The organism is Amycolatopsis sp. NPDC024027 (assembly GCF_040638975.1).
Lineage (GTDB): Bacteria > Actinomycetota > Actinomycetes > Mycobacteriales > Pseudonocardiaceae > Amycolatopsis.
In genome coordinates this window covers 769,600-785,724 of sequence record NZ_JBEZYY010000002.1, presented here as the reverse complement: position 1 = coordinate 785,724, position 16,125 = coordinate 769,600, and the positions used below count along the sequence as shown (strand labels likewise).

The window sequence follows — 16,125 nt, the reverse complement described above, 5'->3', positions numbered from 1 at the left end:
CGGAGGGAGCAGCCGATGCCCGGCCGGCTCAAGAAGTTCGACGAGTTCTTCCAACGCAAAGCCGCGGAAGGCGGCAACGTCGTCGCCATGGCCCGGATGGGCGCGGCGATGCGCGAGCGTGGAGAGCTGCCCGAAGCCGAGTCGTGGTACCGCAGGGCCGCCATGGGCGGCGACCGCGTTTCGATGACGGCGCTGGCCCACCTCCTCGCCGAGCGCGGCGCGCAGGAGGAGGCCGAACGCTGGTACCACGAGGCCGCCCTGGCCGGCGAGCCGCACGGGATGCAGCACCTCGCCAAGTCCTGCGAGCGGCGCGGCAAGCGCGACGACGCCCGGCACTGGTACGGCGAGGCGGCCCGGACCGGCGACCTGCCGTCGATGGCCGCGCTCGGACGTCTGCTGCGTGAAGACGGGAAGGGCGAAGAGGCCGAGGCGTGGCTCCGCCAGGCCGCCGAAGCGGGCTTCACCGGCGCGATGATCGACTTGGGCGTCGTGCTGCGCGACCGCGGCCAGGCCGCCGAGGCGGCCCGCTGGTGGCGGTCCGCCGTGCAGGCCGGCGACCTCGCGGCCACCTGCCAGCTCGGCAGGCAGGCCGAACGGCTCGGCCGGCCGGGCGACGCCGAATCGTGGTACCGCCGGGGCGCGAGCGGCGGGCACGTCGAGGCGATCACCCGGCTCGGGCTGCTGCTGCACCGCCGCGGCGACGTCGAAGAGGCCGAGACGTGGTACCTCGACGCCGCCGAGCGCGGCGACCCGGCGGCGATGACCAACCTGGGCGTGCTGGCCCGCAACCGCGGCGACGAGGGAGAGGCCGCTGCTTGGTACCGCAAGGCCGCCGAGCACGGCAGCATCCCGGCGCTCACCAACCTCGGCCACCTCGCCGAGCACCGCGAGGACCTGGCGACGGCCGAGCAGTGGTTCCGCCGGGCCGCCGAGACGGGCGACGTCCAGGGCATGCTGAGCCTGGCGCGCATGCTGCGGGCGCGCGGTGCCGCCCACGAGGCCGAACTATGGCTGGCCCGGGCGGAGACCGTGCAGGACGAGCGGGAGCACCAACACTGACCGTCTTGCGGGGGTCCGGGTGGCGGAGCCCCCGGCCGGGGCGAAGCCCCGAATGACACAGCTATTGTGTGATCCATTTCACAGTTCTAGCCTGAGAGCGCACCCCTGGAGGTCGCGCATGAGGCCACGTGTCCTGGTCGCGAGTATCGGCAACGTCTTCCTGCACGACGACGGCTTCGGTGTCGAAGTGATCAGGGAACTGGACCGGGCGGGCCTGCCCCCGTGGGTGCAGATCGCCGACTACGACATCGCCACGGTCCACCTGGCGTACGACCTGACCGGCGGCTACGACACGACGATCCTGCTCGACGCGACCCCGCACGGCGGCCCACCGGGCACGCTGTCCCTGACGGAGGCGACCGACGCGCACGACCTGCCCGGCGACGCGGTCGTCCGCCTCCTCCGCCTCTTGGGCGGCGACGCGGGCCGGGTCTTGGTCCTGGGCTGCGAACCGGCGTGCGTCGACGGCGGGATCGGGCTGTCCCCCGCGGTCGGGGCCGCGGTTCCGGCCGCGGTGCGGGTGGTCACCGAACTGGCGTGGGGCGCGAGCCCGGAACTGCCGGTCAGGGAGAAGACCGAAGTGTGACCCACTCCGGCAGGTCCGGCGGCTGCCGCAGCGCGTCCAGCACCACGTTCACGCCCGCGCGCAGCGGTGTCCCCCGGCGGACCGCCGCCACGATCGAGCGGGTCACCGGGGTCGCCAGCTCGCGGGTCGCCACGCGGTAGCGGGGGTCGACCGCCAGCCCGGGCAGCAGCGCGATCGACAGGCCGGCCTCGACGTGCTGCAGCGTCATCAGGTAGTTGCTGAACCGGCACACCACCCGCGGCTCGAAGCCCGATTCGCGGCACAGCCGCAGCGTCAGGTTCGCCATGTACGACTGCGGCATGTCCAGCGCCCATGACGCGTCCGCGTAGGCCGACAGGACCGCCGGGCCGCGGGGTGCCTCCGGCGGCGTCACCAGCACGATCGGGTCCGTCGCCAGCGGGACGATGTCGAGGTCGGGGCCCAGCGGGAGCTCGACGAAGTCGGTCGTGGTGATGATGACGTCGGCGTCGCCGCCGCGCAGGGCCGGGATGCTTTCGTGCGGTTCCAGCTCCAGCAGCTGGACCTCGAGGTGCGGGTGCGCCAGCCGGGTCACCGCCGGGACGGCCAGGGTGTGGATCGCGCTCTGGAACGCCCCGAGCCGGACCAGGCCGGCCGGCTCCTCGCCGAGGCTGCGCAGCTCCGCCTCGACCGTGTCCATGTGGTCGAGGATCACCCGCGCCCGCCGGGCCAGCATCAGCCCGGCCGGCGTGAGGCGGACCCGGCGGCCGGTGCGTTCCAGCAGCTGGGTGCGGGTTTCGGCTTCGAGCACGGCCAGCTGCTGCGACACGCTGGACGCGCTCAGGTTGGCGTCCTGCGCCACCGCGCGGACCGTGCCCAGGGTGTCGAGGCGGCTCAGCAGCCGCAGGCGCCACGGGTTCAGCATCCCGCCATTGTTGTTCGGCAAAACCGAACAAGAAAGCCGGAATTGTGAGATGGACGTGTCGCTCGTCGCGGACTTACCGTCGATCCATGGCTGAATCCTTCTGGTCCGACGTCGACCGGCACCTCGTCCGCTACGGCGGCGCCTTCACCCACGAGATCATCGACCACGCCGAAGGCAGTTTCGTCTTCACCGAAGACGGCCGCCGGATCCTCGACTTCACGTCCGGCCAGATGAGCGCGATCCTCGGCCACGCCCACCCGGAGATCGTCGAGACCGTCCGGCGGCAGGCCGGGAAGCTCGACCACCTGTTCAGCGGCATGCTGAGCCGCCCGGTCGTCGACCTGGCCCGGCGGCTCGCCGAGACGCTGCCGGCGCCGCTGGAGAAGGCCCTGCTGCTGACCACGGGCGCCGAGTCGAACGAGGCCGCGCTCCGGATGGCCAAGCTGGTCACGGGCAAGCACGAGATCGTCTCGTTCGCGCGGTCGTGGCACGGCATGACCCAGGGCGCGGCGAGCGCGACCTACAGCGCGGGCCGCCGTGGCTACGGCCCGGCCGCGCCGGGCCAGTTCGCCATCCCGGCGCCCAACGCGTACCGGCCGGACTTCACCGACGCCTCCGGTTCGCTGGATTGGCGTCGTCAGCTGGACTTCGCGTTCGAGATGATCGACGCGCAGTCGGTCGGCAGCCTGGCGGCGTGCCTGGTGGAGCCGATCTTGAGTTCGGGCGGCATCATCGAGCCGCCGCCGGGCTACTTCGCCGCGCTGGCCGAGAAGTGCCGAGAGCGCGGAATGCTGCTGATCCTCGACGAAGCCCAGACGGGGTTGTGCCGCACGGGGAACTGGTACGCGTTCGAGCGCGACGGCATCGTCCCCGACATCCTGACGCTGTCGAAGACGCTCGGCGCCGGCCTGCCGCTGGCCGCGGTGCTGACGAGCGTCGCCATCGAGCAGGAGGCCCACGACCGAGGGTTCTTGTTCTTCACGACGCACGTATCGGACCCGCTCCCGGCGGCGGTCGGCAACACGGTGCTGGACGTGCTGACCCGCGACCGCCTCGACGCGCGGGCGCTCTCGCTGGGCGCGTCGCTGCGCCAGGGCCTGGAGGAGATCGCGGGCCGCCACGAGGTGGTCGGCGACATCCGCGGCCGCGGCCTGCTGGCCGGCCTGGAACTGGTGGTGGACCGCGAAACCAAGCAGAGTTCGGACGAGCTGGGGGCGCGCGTCACGCAACGCTGCCTCGAACTGGGGCTGCACATGAACATCGTGCAGCTGCCGGGGATGGGCGGGGTGTTCCGGATCGCTCCGCCGCTGACGGCGTCCGAAGAGGAGATCGCGCTGGGTCTGTCGATTTTGGACCAGGCGATCGGTGACGCGGTGAAGCTGCTTTGACGCGAAAGGCCTCCTTGCCGGCCCGGGGAGCCGGCAAGGAGGCCGTTTCACGACAGCGTCAGAAGCCCGCTGTCACCTTCGTGAAGTCCCAGTCGTTCTGGGCGATGCCGCTGCACGCCGACTGGACGCCGCCGCCGGGGCAGCCCCGGTCGCGGTTGACCGACCAGAACGCCAGGCGGGCGATCTTGTTCGACTTGGCCCAGTTCGTGATCTGGGTCCACGTCGACAGGTCCGTCAGCTCCTGCTGGTCGGACAGGCCGTTCATCCCCGAGATGCCCAGGTGGGCGTACGCGGTGGCGTCGGACCAGCCGAACGTCGACTTCAGCTTGTCGCGCAAGCCGTTCGCCGCGCTCACCGTGCTGTTGTACATGTTCGCGCCGCCGCCGAAGTCGAACGGCATGATCGTGAACACGTCCACGTTCGCGCCCAGGGCCTTCGACTGGTCGATGAGCCGGTTGCCGTAGTAGTTCGGGCCGGTCGTCGACGTGCCGAACGTCAGGATCGTCTGGATGCCCGGGTTGTTCTGCTTGACGATCTTCAGCGCGCCCAGGATCCGGTCCTGCACGACCTCGTTCTCGAACTCGTCGGAGTTCTCGATGTCGATGTCGATCGCCTTCAGCCCGTACGCGTTGATCACCTGCTGGTAGGCACCCGCCAGCGCGGCGGACGTCGAGCAGTTCGGGCCGAGCTTGGTGCCGCTCCAGCCGCCGAACGACGGGACGACCTGGCCGCCCGCCGCCTTGATCTGCGCGATCGCGTTCGCGTCCGCGCTGCCCTGCAACGGCCTGCTGCTGTCCCACGCCGGGGTGCAGCCACCGGAGGCGTTGATGAACGCCATGGTGAACCACTTGACGCCGGTCGCGTTCATCACCGTCTGCGGGTTCGGCGGGCTGCCCCAGCCCATGTACAGGTACGGCGCGCCGCGACCGCCCGGCGGGGGCGGTGTCGTGGTGGTTGGCGGGGTCGTCGTAGGCGGTGTCGTGGTCGTGGGGGGTGTGCCCCCGGCCGCACACGACCCACCGTTGAGCTTGCAGTTCGACGGGGCGGCGTACGAACCCGAGTACGCCACGTTGAAGCCGAAGCTCGCGCTACCGCCGTTGGCGACGTTGCCGTTCCACGTGTTCTTCACCGTGACGTGCTGGCCGGACGCCGTGTAGCTGCCGTCCCACAGCGACGAGATCTTCGCACCCGTTGGCAGGTCGAACTCGACGGTCCAGGTGGCGAGCGTCGAGCCGGAGCCGTTGGCGATCGTGTACTTGCCCTCGTACCCGGTGCCCCAGTCGGAGCCCTTCGAGAAGGTCGCGGACACGCCGCCCGCCGCGTTCGCCGGGGCGATCACGAACATCGCGCCGATCGTGGCGGCCGCGGCCGCCAGCCCGAGTGCGGGCAACCACCGGCGCCTCATGACAGGCCGTTCTTCATCGCGGTGATGAGCTCGCCGCCGGTGGTGTCGCCGGTCAGCTCCCAGAAGAAGGCGCCGCCGAGACCCTGCTGCTTGGCGTAGGACATCTTGCCGCCGATGGTCGACGGGGTGTCGTAGCTCCACCAGTTGCTGCCGCACTTCGCGTACGCGGTGCCGGCGAAGGTGCCGGTCGACGGGCAGGTGTTCTTGAGCACCTTGTAGTCCTCGATGCCCTGCTCGTAGGTGCCCGGCGCGGGGCCGGTCGCGGTACCACCCGGGGCGTCCTGCGTGACGCCGGTCCAGCCGCGGCCGTAGAACCCGATGCCCAGCAACAGCTTGCTCGACGGGACACCCTTGCTCTTCAGCTTCTGGATGGCCGCGTCGGAGTAGAAGCCCGGCGTCGGGATGCCGTTGAAGTTGGTCAACGGCGAGTGCGGAGCGGTCGGGCCCTGCGCGGCCCAGGCGCCGAAGTAGTCGTAGGTCATCACGTTGTACCAGTCGACGTACTGCGCGGCGCCGCCGTAGTCGGCGACGTCGAGCTTGCCGCCGTTGCTGCCGTCCGCGGTGATCGCCGAGGTGATCAGGAACGACGAGCCGAACTTCGAGCGCAGCGCGCCCATCAGGTTCTTGTAGGCCGCGGCACCGCTGGTGTCACAGGAAAGACCGCACGCGTTGGGGTACTCCCAGTCGATGTCGATGCCGTCCCAGATGTCCGCCCAGCGCGGGTCCTTGAGCAGGTTGTAGCAGGACTGCGCGAACGCGGCCGCGTTCTGCGACGCCTGCCCGAAGCCGCCGGAGTAGGTCCAGCCGCCGAACGACCAGATCACCTTGAGGCCCGGGTGCAGCTTCTTCAGCTTGCGCAGCTGGTTGAAGTTGCCGGCCACCGGCTGGTCCCAGGTGTCGGCGACACCGTCGACGCTGCCCGCGGCGTCGTAGGTCTTCTGGTAGTCGGCGTACGGGTCGTCGTTCGCCGTGCACTGGCCGTTCTTGACGTTGCCGAACGCGTAGTTGATGTGCGTCAGCTTGCTCGCCGAGCCCGAGGTCTCGATGTTCTTGACGTGGTAGTTGCGCCCGTAGACGCCCCACTGCACGAAGTAGCCGACGTTCTTCAGCCCGCCCGGCGGGGGCGGCGTGGTCGTCGTCGGCGGGGTGGTGGGCGTGGTCGGCGTCGTCGGGGTGGTGGTCGGCTGCGTCGGCGTCGTCGGCGTCGTCGGCGTGGTGGTCGGGGTGCCGCCGCCGGCGTCACAGGAACCGCCGTTCAGCTTGCAGTTCGCCGGGGCCGAGTAGGTGCCGGAATAGCTGACGTTGAAGCCGAAGCTGGCGGTGGCGCCGTTGCCGACGTTGCCGTTCCAGGTGTTCTTGACGGTGACGTGCTGGCCGGACGCGGTGTAGCTGCCGTCCCACAGCGAGCCGATCTTCGCACCGGAAGGCAGGTCGAACTCGACCGTCCAGCTGGGCAGCGTCGAGCCCGAGCCGTTGCTGATCGTGTACTTGCCCTCGTACCCGGTGCCCCAGTCGGAGCCCTTGCCGAAGGCGGCGCCGACGCCACCGGCGGCGCTCGCCGGCACGGTGACGAGGCCGACCGCGATCGCGCCGACCGCGGTGAAGAGACCGAGGAGGTGCCATCTCTTTCTGGACATCGCTCTCCTTTGAGCCAGGTGCAGGATCGACACCGCCGGCGGGGACCAGGGCGGTGTTTTGCGCCGTTTGCCCAAACGTTACGTGGTCCAGACCAATTAGGGAAGCGTCACCACGCAGCGTGGCCAGTGGTCAAGACCAGTGCTCGGTACCGCCGTCACACTGGTCCAGTCCGGTTACGCAGCGGAGCGATCACCGCTGGCTGTCGCAGCCGATGCAGCGGTAGCCGCGGCCGATCAGCGCCACCAGCCCGGCGACGACGACTCCGCCGACGGCCCAGAACCCGGCCCCCACGATGTTGGTGGGGTGCGGGATGCCGCCGTGCGCCGCGGCCAGCACGCCGCTGCCGGCGACGGCCTTCGCGATGCCCCCGAGCGCGATGGCGATGGCGAGCACCGCCCAGAACGCCGAGATCGTCGCGACGAAGTAGCGTCCGCCGCAGTTGCGGCAGGGACGCTTCCGGAAAACGGTTGCCTGTGCCATGAGACCCCTCCTCGCGTTACGCACCGGCTGTCGGCGGGTGCGTAAAGCAGAGGGGTCTCCCGGCCCGCTGATACCGGGCCGGGAGGGCTACTCCGAAGGCCAGTTCCCGAGGATGACGGGCTTGTCGCCGGACTGCCCCGGGAGCGGGATGCGCGGCAGCGACGGAGGGATCACCTTCTTGATCGCGTCCTCGGCGGAGCGCGCGCCCCCGGCGAACGCCTTGGCGAGCAGGCCCGACACCTTCGCCGCGGCGAAGGACGCGCCGCTCCACGTGCTGTAGCTGAACGTGTCCTGCTCGACGAGCCCCGGAATCCTGCGCAGCACGCTGGGGCCGAGGACCCCGCAGCCGCCGGCGAACACGTCGACGCCGTCCCACCAGCTGCAGAAGCTCGCCCTCGGCGGCCGCAGACCGGGAACCGGTGTCACGGATTCGTCGGTCGCCCCCACCGCGATCAGCCGCGGAAAATATTCGGTGAACGCGGCGGGCCAGTGCCGGTCGGCGGTCCACCGGTTCGCCACCGCCGTGACGACCACGACGCCGGGTTTTTTGCCGAACAATTCCTCGAGCGCGCTCTTCAGTTCGACCGGCTCCTGCTTTTCCTCCGCCGCCTCGCCGAAGAACGACAGGTTGACGACCCGCAGGTTGTCCACCCCGGCGAGCGCCCGGATGCAGTCCGCGACGACCTGATCGGACTTCCGGGCGTCCGAGAGGTCCAGCCCGCGGCGCATGTCGATCTGCACCGTCGGGGCCTCGTGCTTGATCAGCCCCGCGACGAACGTGCCGTGGCCGTCGAACCGGCCCAGTTCCAGGAGGTCCTCCGGCAGGACGTCCTCGTTGCCTTGCCAGCCGTCGACGAGGTTCTTTTCGATGTACGGGTGCGGCTTTCCCCCGAGCACGACCACGCCGGTGTCGACCACTCCGACGACGACGTCGGCGGAAACTTCGACGTCCCGTTCGATCAGCTGCTTCAGGCTGTGGAGCTGCAGTGTCGCAGCGCCGCCCTGTCGTCCGCCCTGGTCGGTCATCGGTTGCCCTCCTGATGCGCCGAAGTGGTTTCGCGCGATACAGATAATGTGACGACCCCGTTTGATACAGCGTAGCCGGAAAGCCGAGGCGGAAATGACCAGCGAGGAGGGCGGTGAGAATCTGCGCCGCGCCCTCGACGCCGTCGACCTCGCCTACACCGCGCCGCCCCGGGCGTGCCGGCTCGCGAAGCTCGTCCTGGCCGCCGCGGGTGACGACCGCGAACCGGTGGCCGTCGCCGAGCGGGCCCTCGGGATGGCGCACACCGCGCTGGGCGACCTGGCCACGGCCGAGCGGTACCTGCTCGCCGCGGTCGGGACCGCGGAAGCGGCGGGACTGGCCGTCCGGGCGGCCGAAGCGCGGGGATCGCTGGCCTACCTGCGGTCGCTGACCGGCCGGTTCGACGACGCGCTCGCGCAGCTCGACCGGGCCGCGCCCGCCCTGCACGGCTCGTCCCGCGCGCGGCTGCGGATGCTGCGGGCACTGGTGCTGACCGAGGCCGGCCGGTTCGACGAGGCCGCGGCCGGGTACGGCGACGCGCTGGCCGTGCTGCGGCGGTCCGGCGGGGACGCGGTGCTGGAGGCCGACATCCGCAACAACCGCAGCCTCGTCCACGTGCACCGGCGGGACTGGCGGGCCGCCGAGGAAGACCTCGACCGGGCCGAAGCCGCGTACACGGCCAACGGGTATCCGGGCAAGAACGCGACCGTCCACCACAACCGCGGGCTCGCCGCCGTCGCCCGCGGGGACCTGCCGGCCGCGCTGGCCGCGTTCGACGAAGCCGCCGAGCAGTACCGGGATTCGGGGCGGGACCCGGGACTGCTGCCGATCGAACGGGCCGAAGCACTGCTCTCGGCACTGCTGGTGCAGGACGCGCGGCAGGCGGCCGAGCTGGCGGTGGAGCGGTTCGCCGGCCAGCGCAACGCCGTGGACCTCGTCCAGGCCCGGCTGCTGCTCGCGCGCGCGGCACTGCTCGACGGGGACATCGAGGTGGCGGTTGAGCAGGCCGAACGGGCGCGGCGGTCCGCGATCGGGCAACGCCGCCCCGGTTGGGCGGCCCTCGCCGGCTACCTCGCACTGCGGGCGCGCTGGGAAGGCGGCCACCGCGGCGAAGCCGTGATCCGCGCGGGCCGCCGGTCGGCCGCGGCCCTGCTGCGCGCGGGCTGGGTGGTGGAGGCGCTGGACGCGCGGCTGATCGTGGCCCGGACCGCGCTCGAGGCCGGCCGCGTCGCCGTCGCCCGGCGCGAACTCGCCCACCCGGCGTTCGCGCACCGCGGCCGGCCGGCGGAGCAGCAGGCACGGGCGTGGCACGCGCGAGCCCTGCTTCGGTTGTCCGAAGGGGACCGGGCCGGCGCGGAAACCGCGATCCTGGCGGGGATCCGGGTGCTCGAGCGGTTCCGAGCGGGCCTCGGGGCCACCGAACTGCGGGTGCACGCGGCGGGCCACGCCGGCGAGCTCGCCCGCCTCGGCCTGCGGCTCGCGATGGAGTCCGGGGACCCGGAGGCGGTGCTGACCTGGCTGGAGCGCTGGCGCGCGGGGGCCCTGTTGCTGCGGCCCGCCCGGCCGGTGGCCGACGCCGAACTGGGCCGGCAGCTCGCCGAGCTGCGCCAGGTCGTGGCCGGGCTGGGCGCGGCCGCGGAGGGCGGCGGCGATCCGGTGGTCCTGCTGCGCCGGCAAAAGGCCCTCGAGTCGGCGATCCGGCGGCGCTCCCACCGCGTCAACGGGGATCTCGGCGCGCGGATCGGGGCGCTGGACTCCGTCGCCGGGCTGCGGGCCGCGCTGGGCCCGGCAGCGCTGGTGGAGTACGTGGCCGCGGACGGCGAGTTGCACGCCGTCGTCGTCCGCGCGGCTTCGGTCCGGCTGCACCGGCTGGGCGCGGTCGCCGAGATCGAGCAAGCCTTGACGGCACTGCGCTTCGGCCTGCGCCGGCTCGCCTACGGCACGGCGACCGCGCTCCCGGCCGGCCCGGGTCTGGTCGAGCACCAGGCCGCGGTCCTGGACCGGTGGCTCGTCGAGCCGCTGCGGCCGGACCTCGGCGACGGCCCGCTGGTCATCGTGCCGACAGGCGCCTTGCACGCGATGCCGTGGGCGGTGCTGCCGTCCTGCGCCGGTCGCCCGGTGTCGGTGACGCCGTCGGCGGCGCTGTGGCTGCGCGCCGGCACCGCGGCCACGGGCTCGACCGGAGCCCGGGTGTTCGCCGCGGGCCCCGGCTTGCCGCACTCGGTCGCCGAAGTCGTGACGCTGGCGAGCCGCTACCGAGGCGCCCGGAGGTTCACGGGCCGCAACGCAACGGTCGCAGCGGTGACGGCGGCCCTCGACGGCGCCGAGCTGGCCCACATCGCGGCCCACGGCCGGTTCCGCGCGGACAACCCGCTCTTTTCGGCCCTCCAGCTGGTCGACGGCCCGTTGACGGTCTACGACCTGGAACGGCTGCCCCGGCCCCCGAAGCACGTCATCCTGTCCGCGTGCGAGTCCGGCCTGTCCGTGGTCCGCCCCGGCGACGAGCTGCTCGGCTTGGCCGCGGCCCTGCTCGCCATGGGCGCGACGAGCCTGATCGCGAGCGTGGTCCCGGTTCCGGACGAGGCGAGCCACGCCCTGATGCTGCGCCTGCACAGCCACCTCCGCGGCGGCGCAACCCCGGCCACGGCGCTGGCCATGGCGCGCCGGGACTTCCGGAACACCGGCCCGGCCACGAAGGCCGCGGCCTCGGGCTTCCTCTGCTACGGCGCCGGTTAGCCACGGCCCACCCGAACGCCGTTTCCGGCCGCGAAGGCATTACCCGGTCACCCGAAACACATTTCGGCCCGCGGAGGCCAGTGGCCGGACAAGCCGCTACACGAGAAAGACAAAAAGGCCCCCTCGTAAGAGGGGGCCTTTTGCTGTCTCAACCAGACGTGCGCCCGAAGGGATTCGAACCCCTGACCTTCTGATCCGTAGTCAGATGCTCTATCCAGCTGAGCTACGGGCGCGTGTTCAGTTGTAACCTAGCACCCGGCGAACCGGGCACCAGCGGAGGCTCCGGGATTTGAACCCGGGAGGGGGGGTTACCCCCAACCGCATTAGCAGTGCGGCGCCATAGACCAGACTAGGCGAAGCCTCCTGGGCCCAACGACCACTGCTCAGATAGGTTACACACCCCTCGGACCCCCTTCGACAGCACCCCCCTCACGCTCGGCGCAGCAGCCTGAGCAGGCGCGGAGAGCGGCCGCCAAGGCCTTCGGCCTCGAACGTCGCGATGCCGACGCGCGGGAGTTCGCGCACCCCCGGATACACCAAGTAGCGAGGTACCCAGCGCGGCTGGAACTTCGCGTTGAAGCGGTACAGCGTCTCGATCTGGATCCAGCGCGAGAAGAAGTGCAGCACCTTCGCCGCCGACTTGGCGACCGGGCCCGCGCCGATGCGCTGCCCCTGTTCCATCAGCGCGCGGAACGCCGCGAAGTTCAGGGAGACCTGTGAGACGCCGTGGCGGCTCGCCGCCAGCAGGAGCTCCGAGATCATCAGCTCGTTGACGCCGTTGTCGGCCGTGCGGTCGCGGCGCATGACGTCCAGGGAGAGCCCGGCCGGTCCCCACGGCACGAACTGGAGCACGCCGCGGACGCGGCCGCCCTGCTCGGCTGTCACCAGCACGGAACGGGGGTCGCCCATGCGGCCTAATGCCATCGAGAAGCCGCGCTCGGTGTCCGTGCCGCGCCAGTTGGCCGCCAGGACCTCCAGTTCGGCCAGTTCGCCGGGACGCAGGTCCTCGGCCCGGCGCACCAGCACCTTGTAGCCCGCGCGCTTGGTGCGGGCCGCCGCCTGGCGGACGCCGCGCATGGTGCGGCCGTCCAGGGTGAAGCCGGCCGCGTCGACGACGGCTTCGTCGCCGATCTCCAGGACCTCCAGGCCGAACCGGGCCCAGACCGTGGCGCCGAGCTCGGAGACGCCCATCGCCGCCGGGACCCAGCCGCCGCGGCGGCAGACCTCCAGGTACTCCTCGATCGCGCCCGGCCAGGCCTCGTGGTCGCCCAGCGGGTCGGCCGAGCAGAGCGCGACCCCGGCGATCACGCGGTAGGTGACCGCGGCCTTGCCCGTCTTCGAGAACACCGCGAACTTGTCCCGCCGCAGCGCGAAGTACCCGAGCGAGTCCCGCTCGCCGTGCTCGTCCAGCAGCCGGCGCAGCCGCGCGACCTCCTCGTCGCTCAGCCGCGGCGCCGGCTCGGCCGAGCGCAGCAGGAAGTACGCCGAAACCAGGAGGGCGGCGAGGCCGAACAGCAGGCCGACGGCGGCGGTGAGGTCCTCCAGCCACATCTGGTGGAACACCGCGGGGCCGCTGGCGGCGACCAGCGCGAGCGCCGACTCCGCGAGCCGGTCGCCGAAGCCCATCGGCTCCAGCGCCGCGCGGGGCGCCACGGACAGCAGGATGACGTTGATCACGAACCCGGCCATCGCCAGCTGGACGAAGACCCGCACCGCCCGCCAGCGCCCGACCACCGGGTCCGGCTTCGCCACGAAGTAGCGCCGGTTCGCGATCAGGCCCACCAGCAGCACCACCGACACCAGGCCGGCGCCGAAGACGTGCTTCAGCCCGAGGTGCGACATCGTGAGCAGCACCGTCGCGCCGACCGCGAGCTGCCAGGCCCGGCGCTTGCGACGCCGGAGCCCCGCGGCGAGCATCACCAGCAGCACGCCCATGACCAGCGCCACGGTCGCGGCGGCGACCGTGGCCTCCTGCGGCAGCTCCAGCCACTCGGCCAGGTGCCCGCGCAGGCTGCGCCGCCCGGCCGGGATCAGGATCGAGCCCAGGGTCATCAGCCCCGCCAGCCGGGTCACCCAGGTGATCACCCCGACCGTGGTGGCCCCGGCCGCCTTCCAGGTGATCTGCGCGCGTGTCCCCGTCACCACCTGTACAACCCGCCGTGGATGATCATGCTTCCCCCATCTACCCCCCGGCGAGCTCCACGAACGGCGCCAGCGCCGCCGGGTTGGCCAGCGCGTCACGGCTGACGGCCCGGTCGGGAGCCACACCGGCGAGGATCTTCTTCACCGGTACCTCACACTTCTTACCGTTCAAGGTACGAGGAATCTCGGAAACCACGACAAACCGATCGGGTACATGGCGCGGTGACAGCGCGCTACGAAGCTCCTTGCGCAGCCGCGGCTCGACGTCTTCGAGCGCGACGCCGCCGGCGAGCACCACGAAACAGATCAGCTGGCCATCCTCGTTCCCGGCCGCCGAGGTGTCCACGACCAGGGAATCCGCGATCTCGTCGTAGCCTTCGACGACCCGGTAGAACTCCGCCGTGCCCATCCGGACGCCGCCGCGGTTGAGCGTCGAATCGCTGCGGCCGTAGATCACCGCCGAGCCGCGGTCGGTGATCCGGATCCAGTCCCCGTGGCGCCACAGCCCGGGGTACATCTCGAAGTACGCCTCACGCAGCCGCGAGCCGTCGGGGTCGTTCCAGAAGAACACCGGCATCGACGGCATCGGCTTCGTGATGACCAGCTCGCCGACCTGCTCGACCACGGCGTTGCCCGCGTCGTCGAACGCGTTCACGGCGGCACCGAGTGCCGGGCAGGACAACTCGCCCAGCCACACCGGAACGTCGGGCGCCGACGCGACGAACGCCGCGCACAGGTCGGTGCCGCCGGAGACCGAGCAGATCTGGACGTTCTTCCCGACCTCGTCGACGATCCACCGGAAGCCTTCGACGCTCAGCGGCGCACCCGTGGAGCCCAGCGCGCGCAGGCCGGTCAGGTCGTAGCGCCCGGCCGGCTCGAGGCCGGCCTTGAGGCAGCTCTGGATGAACGGCGCCGACGTGCCGAAGTAGGTGACACGGTGCTGCTCGGCCAGGTGCCAGAGCGCGTTCAGGTCCGGGAACCCCGGGCTGCCGTCGTAGAGCACGATCGTGGTGCCGACCAGCAGGCCGGAGACGAGGAAGTTCCACATCATCCAGCCGGTGGTGCTGAACCAGAAGAACCGGTCGCCGGGCCCGAGGTCGGTCTGCAGCGCGAGGGCCTTGAGGTGCTCCAGCGTGATGCCGCCGTGCCCGTGCACGATGCCCTTCGGCAGGCCGGTCGTCCCCGACGAGTACAGCACCCACAGCGGGTGCGCGAACTCGACCGGCTCGAACAGCAGGGGCGCGCCCGCGTGCTTCGCGAGCAGCTCGTCCCAGTCGAGCGCGCCGTCCATCCGGCCCTCGCCGACGTACTCGACGAGCACGGTCGCGGCGAGCGACGGCAGCTGCGCCTGGAGGTCGGCGATCGTCGTCCGGATGTCGAACTGGCGGCCGTTGTACGCGTAGGCGTTGACCGCGAAGAGCACTTTCGGCTCGATCTGCACGAACCGGTCCGCGACCGCGCGGACGCCGAAGTCCGGCGAGCAGGACGACCAGATGGCCCCGATGCTCGCCGCGGCGAGGAACGCGACCAGCGTCTGCGGGCAGTTCGGCGCCAAGGCGACGACCCGGTCGCCCTTGCCGACGCCCAGTTCGAGGAACGCGGCCCGGGCCGCGGCGACCTGCGCGCGAAGCTTGCCGTACGTCAGGTGGCTCGCGAAGCCGTCTTCGCGGTGGAAAATGACGGCTGTCTCGTCGTCGGCCTTCGCGGCGCCCGCGACGCCGGGGGTGAGCGCATGCTCGGCGTAGTTGAGCGTGCCCCCCTCGAACCAGACGGCGTCCGGCATCCCGCCCGAAAGCACCTCACCCGGCTGGTCGTGCCAGCGGACGCCGAGGAAGTCCGCGACCGCCGCCCAGAAGTCCGGGCCGCGCTCGACCGAGAACTCCCACAGCGAGCGGTAGTCGTCCACCTCCACACCGCGCTCGCCGCGCAGCCACCGGCGGAAAGCTTCGATCTTGGTGTCGGCAACATGGCCCGGCTCGGGGCGCCAGAGCACTTCGGGGGCGTCGGCGGTGTGCGTCACGCCCCGAGCCTAATCCCTCGGATCCGGAAGTCACCGTGGTCGGAACCGACATGGAACACCCGCGAACAGTGGCGCCCGCACACACTTACCGCAGGTGCGCGTCGAACCAGTTGAGCGTGCGCTGCCAGGCCTCCGCCGCCGCACCCGGGTCGGCGTCGAAGCGGTGGTTCGCGCCCGGGTAGTGGACGACGTTCGTGGCGACCTTCGCCGACGCGGCGGCGTCGCGCAGGCGCTCGACTTCGGCGCCGCCCGCCTCGTCGCCGGCGTCGCCGTACATGCCGAGCCACGGGCTGGTGAGCCGCCCGGCGATCTCGACCAGCGCGGGGAGTTCGACGGACTGCTGCCCGCCCACGCTGACCGCGGCACCGAGCTTGCGGTGCGACGCGACGACGAGGGCCGCGCTGCCGCCGAGGTCGAAGCCCATCACGCCGAGCAGGTCGGCCTGGACGCCCCGCTCGACCAGCCAGGCGAGGGTGAGGTCGGTGGCGTCGAGCAGGTCCTGCTGGGTGAGGCGCTCGTTCTCCAGGTGCGGGGTGACGGTCAGCCAGCCCTCGGTGGCGAGGCTGGCGAGCAGCAGCCTGACCCCGTCCGTGACGCCGTCGGCTTCGTGGAGCACCACCAAGCCGCCGCGCAGCGCGCCCTCGGGTTCCGAAAAGGTCAGGCGCAGGGTGCGGCCGCCGGTGCGCTGGTAGTCCACGGTGGAGGTCGACGTCATTGCTTCACCCAACCACCTGGAGGTGAGCGGGAGGAAGCCCGGTGACGCA

General features: G+C 71.6%; 12 protein-coding genes and 2 tRNA genes. 4 read left to right on the top strand and 10 right to left on the bottom strand.

Annotation, left to right across the window (positions count from 1 at the left end; all coding sequences use genetic code 11):
- Positions 1-15 precede the first annotated feature (15 nt).
- The gene (locus AB0F52_RS08630; protein WP_360166294.1) at positions 16-1,059 is read left to right on the top strand and encodes a tetratricopeptide repeat protein; all 1,044 of its coding nucleotides are present in this window, start codon (positions 16-18) and stop codon (positions 1,057-1,059) included.
- Between the two features lie 118 nt (positions 1,060-1,177).
- A complete protein-coding gene (locus tag AB0F52_RS08625; RefSeq protein ID WP_360166291.1) occupies positions 1,178-1,645 on the top strand; it encodes a hydrogenase maturation protease in 468 nt (155 codons plus the stop codon).
- On the opposite strand, the gene AB0F52_RS08620 is transcribed toward AB0F52_RS08625, so the two are convergent.
- Positions 1,623-2,528, bottom strand: a complete 906-nt coding sequence (locus AB0F52_RS08620) for a LysR family transcriptional regulator (protein WP_360166288.1) — start codon at positions 2,526-2,528, stop codon at positions 1,623-1,625. The genes AB0F52_RS08625 and AB0F52_RS08620 overlap by 23 nt on opposite strands.
- A gap of 86 nt (positions 2,529-2,614) precedes the next feature.
- Between AB0F52_RS08620 and AB0F52_RS08615 the strand changes: the two genes are divergently transcribed.
- The gene (locus tag AB0F52_RS08615; protein ID WP_360166285.1) at positions 2,615-3,916 is read left to right on the top strand and encodes an aspartate aminotransferase family protein; all 1,302 of its coding nucleotides are present in this window, start codon (positions 2,615-2,617) and stop codon (positions 3,914-3,916) included.
- 58 nt (positions 3,917-3,974) lie between these two features.
- Here the strand turns inward: AB0F52_RS08615 and AB0F52_RS08610 are convergent, their stop codons facing one another.
- From AB0F52_RS08610 to AB0F52_RS08595, 4 genes are all read right to left on the bottom strand, one after another.
- Positions 3,975-5,321: a cellulose binding domain-containing protein gene (locus AB0F52_RS08610; RefSeq protein ID WP_360166282.1), complete on the bottom strand. Its 1,347-nt coding sequence runs from the start codon at positions 5,319-5,321 to the stop codon at positions 3,975-3,977.
- Entirely contained in the window at positions 5,318-6,958 is a 1,641-nt protein-coding gene (locus AB0F52_RS08605) for a glycosyl hydrolase family 18 protein (RefSeq protein ID WP_360166279.1), read from the bottom strand. Before AB0F52_RS08605 ends, AB0F52_RS08610 begins: the two co-directional genes overlap by 4 nt.
- 190 nt (positions 6,959-7,148) lie before the next feature.
- Positions 7,149-7,439 carry a hypothetical protein gene (locus tag AB0F52_RS08600; protein ID WP_360166276.1) on the bottom strand — a complete coding sequence of 97 codons (291 nt, stop codon included), beginning with the start codon at positions 7,437-7,439 and terminating at the stop codon, positions 7,149-7,151.
- A gap of 87 nt (positions 7,440-7,526) precedes the next feature.
- Entirely contained in the window at positions 7,527-8,465 is a 939-nt protein-coding gene (locus tag AB0F52_RS08595; RefSeq protein WP_360166273.1) for a S8/S53 family peptidase, read from the bottom strand.
- 94 nt (positions 8,466-8,559) lie between these two features.
- Between AB0F52_RS08595 and AB0F52_RS08590 the strand changes: the two genes are divergently transcribed.
- A complete protein-coding gene (locus tag AB0F52_RS08590; protein ID WP_360166270.1) occupies positions 8,560-11,199 on the top strand; it encodes a CHAT domain-containing protein in 2,640 nt (879 codons plus the stop codon).
- A gap of 159 nt (positions 11,200-11,358) precedes the next feature.
- Here the strand turns inward: AB0F52_RS08590 and AB0F52_RS08585 are convergent.
- The 5 genes from AB0F52_RS08585 to AB0F52_RS08565 form a co-directional block, all read right to left on the bottom strand.
- Positions 11,359-11,432 (bottom strand) — tRNA-Arg (locus AB0F52_RS08585).
- A 41-nt stretch (positions 11,433-11,473) separates the two neighbouring features.
- Positions 11,474-11,563, bottom strand: a tRNA-Ser gene (locus AB0F52_RS08580).
- A gap of 65 nt (positions 11,564-11,628) precedes the next feature.
- Positions 11,629-13,344 (bottom strand): phosphatidylglycerol lysyltransferase domain-containing protein, encoded by a 1,716-nt coding sequence (locus tag AB0F52_RS08575; protein WP_360166267.1) that lies wholly within the window; start codon positions 13,342-13,344, stop codon positions 11,629-11,631.
- A 37-nt stretch (positions 13,345-13,381) separates the two neighbouring features.
- Positions 13,382-15,361, bottom strand: a complete 1,980-nt coding sequence (locus AB0F52_RS08570; protein ID WP_360166264.1) for an acetoacetate--CoA ligase — start codon at positions 15,359-15,361, stop codon at positions 13,382-13,384.
- A gap of 85 nt (positions 15,362-15,446) precedes the next feature.
- Positions 15,447-16,076, bottom strand: coding sequence for a dienelactone hydrolase family protein (locus AB0F52_RS08565; protein ID WP_360166261.1), 630 nt, complete (start codon positions 16,074-16,076; stop codon positions 15,447-15,449).
- Positions 16,077-16,125 lie beyond the last annotated feature (49 nt).

Excerpts from the sequence above, each read along its gene's own strand:
- AB0F52_RS08590 (WP_360166270.1), top strand. The coding sequence starts at position 8,560 with ATGACCAGCGAGGAGGGCGGTGAGAATCTGCGCCGCGCCCTCGACGCC.
- AB0F52_RS08630 (WP_360166294.1), top strand. The coding sequence starts at position 16 with ATGCCCGGCCGGCTCAAGAAGTTCGACGAGTTCTTCCAACGCAAAGCC.
- AB0F52_RS08610 (WP_360166282.1), bottom strand. The coding sequence starts at position 5,321 with ATGAGGCGCCGGTGGTTGCCCGCACTCGGGCTGGCGGCCGCGGCCGCC.
- AB0F52_RS08595 (WP_360166273.1), bottom strand. The coding sequence starts at position 8,465 with ATGACCGACCAGGGCGGACGACAGGGCGGCGCTGCGACACTGCAGCTC.
- AB0F52_RS08605 (WP_360166279.1), bottom strand. The coding sequence starts at position 6,958 with ATGTCCAGAAAGAGATGGCACCTCCTCGGTCTCTTCACCGCGGTCGGC.
- AB0F52_RS08565 (WP_360166261.1), bottom strand. The coding sequence starts at position 16,076 with ATGACGTCGACCTCCACCGTGGACTACCAGCGCACCGGCGGCCGCACC.
- AB0F52_RS08600 (WP_360166276.1), bottom strand. The coding sequence starts at position 7,439 with ATGGCACAGGCAACCGTTTTCCGGAAGCGTCCCTGCCGCAACTGCGGC.
- AB0F52_RS08615 (WP_360166285.1), top strand. The coding sequence starts at position 2,615 with ATGGCTGAATCCTTCTGGTCCGACGTCGACCGGCACCTCGTCCGCTAC.
- AB0F52_RS08620 (WP_360166288.1), bottom strand. The coding sequence starts at position 2,528 with ATGCTGAACCCGTGGCGCCTGCGGCTGCTGAGCCGCCTCGACACCCTG.
- AB0F52_RS08625 (WP_360166291.1), top strand. The coding sequence starts at position 1,178 with ATGAGGCCACGTGTCCTGGTCGCGAGTATCGGCAACGTCTTCCTGCAC.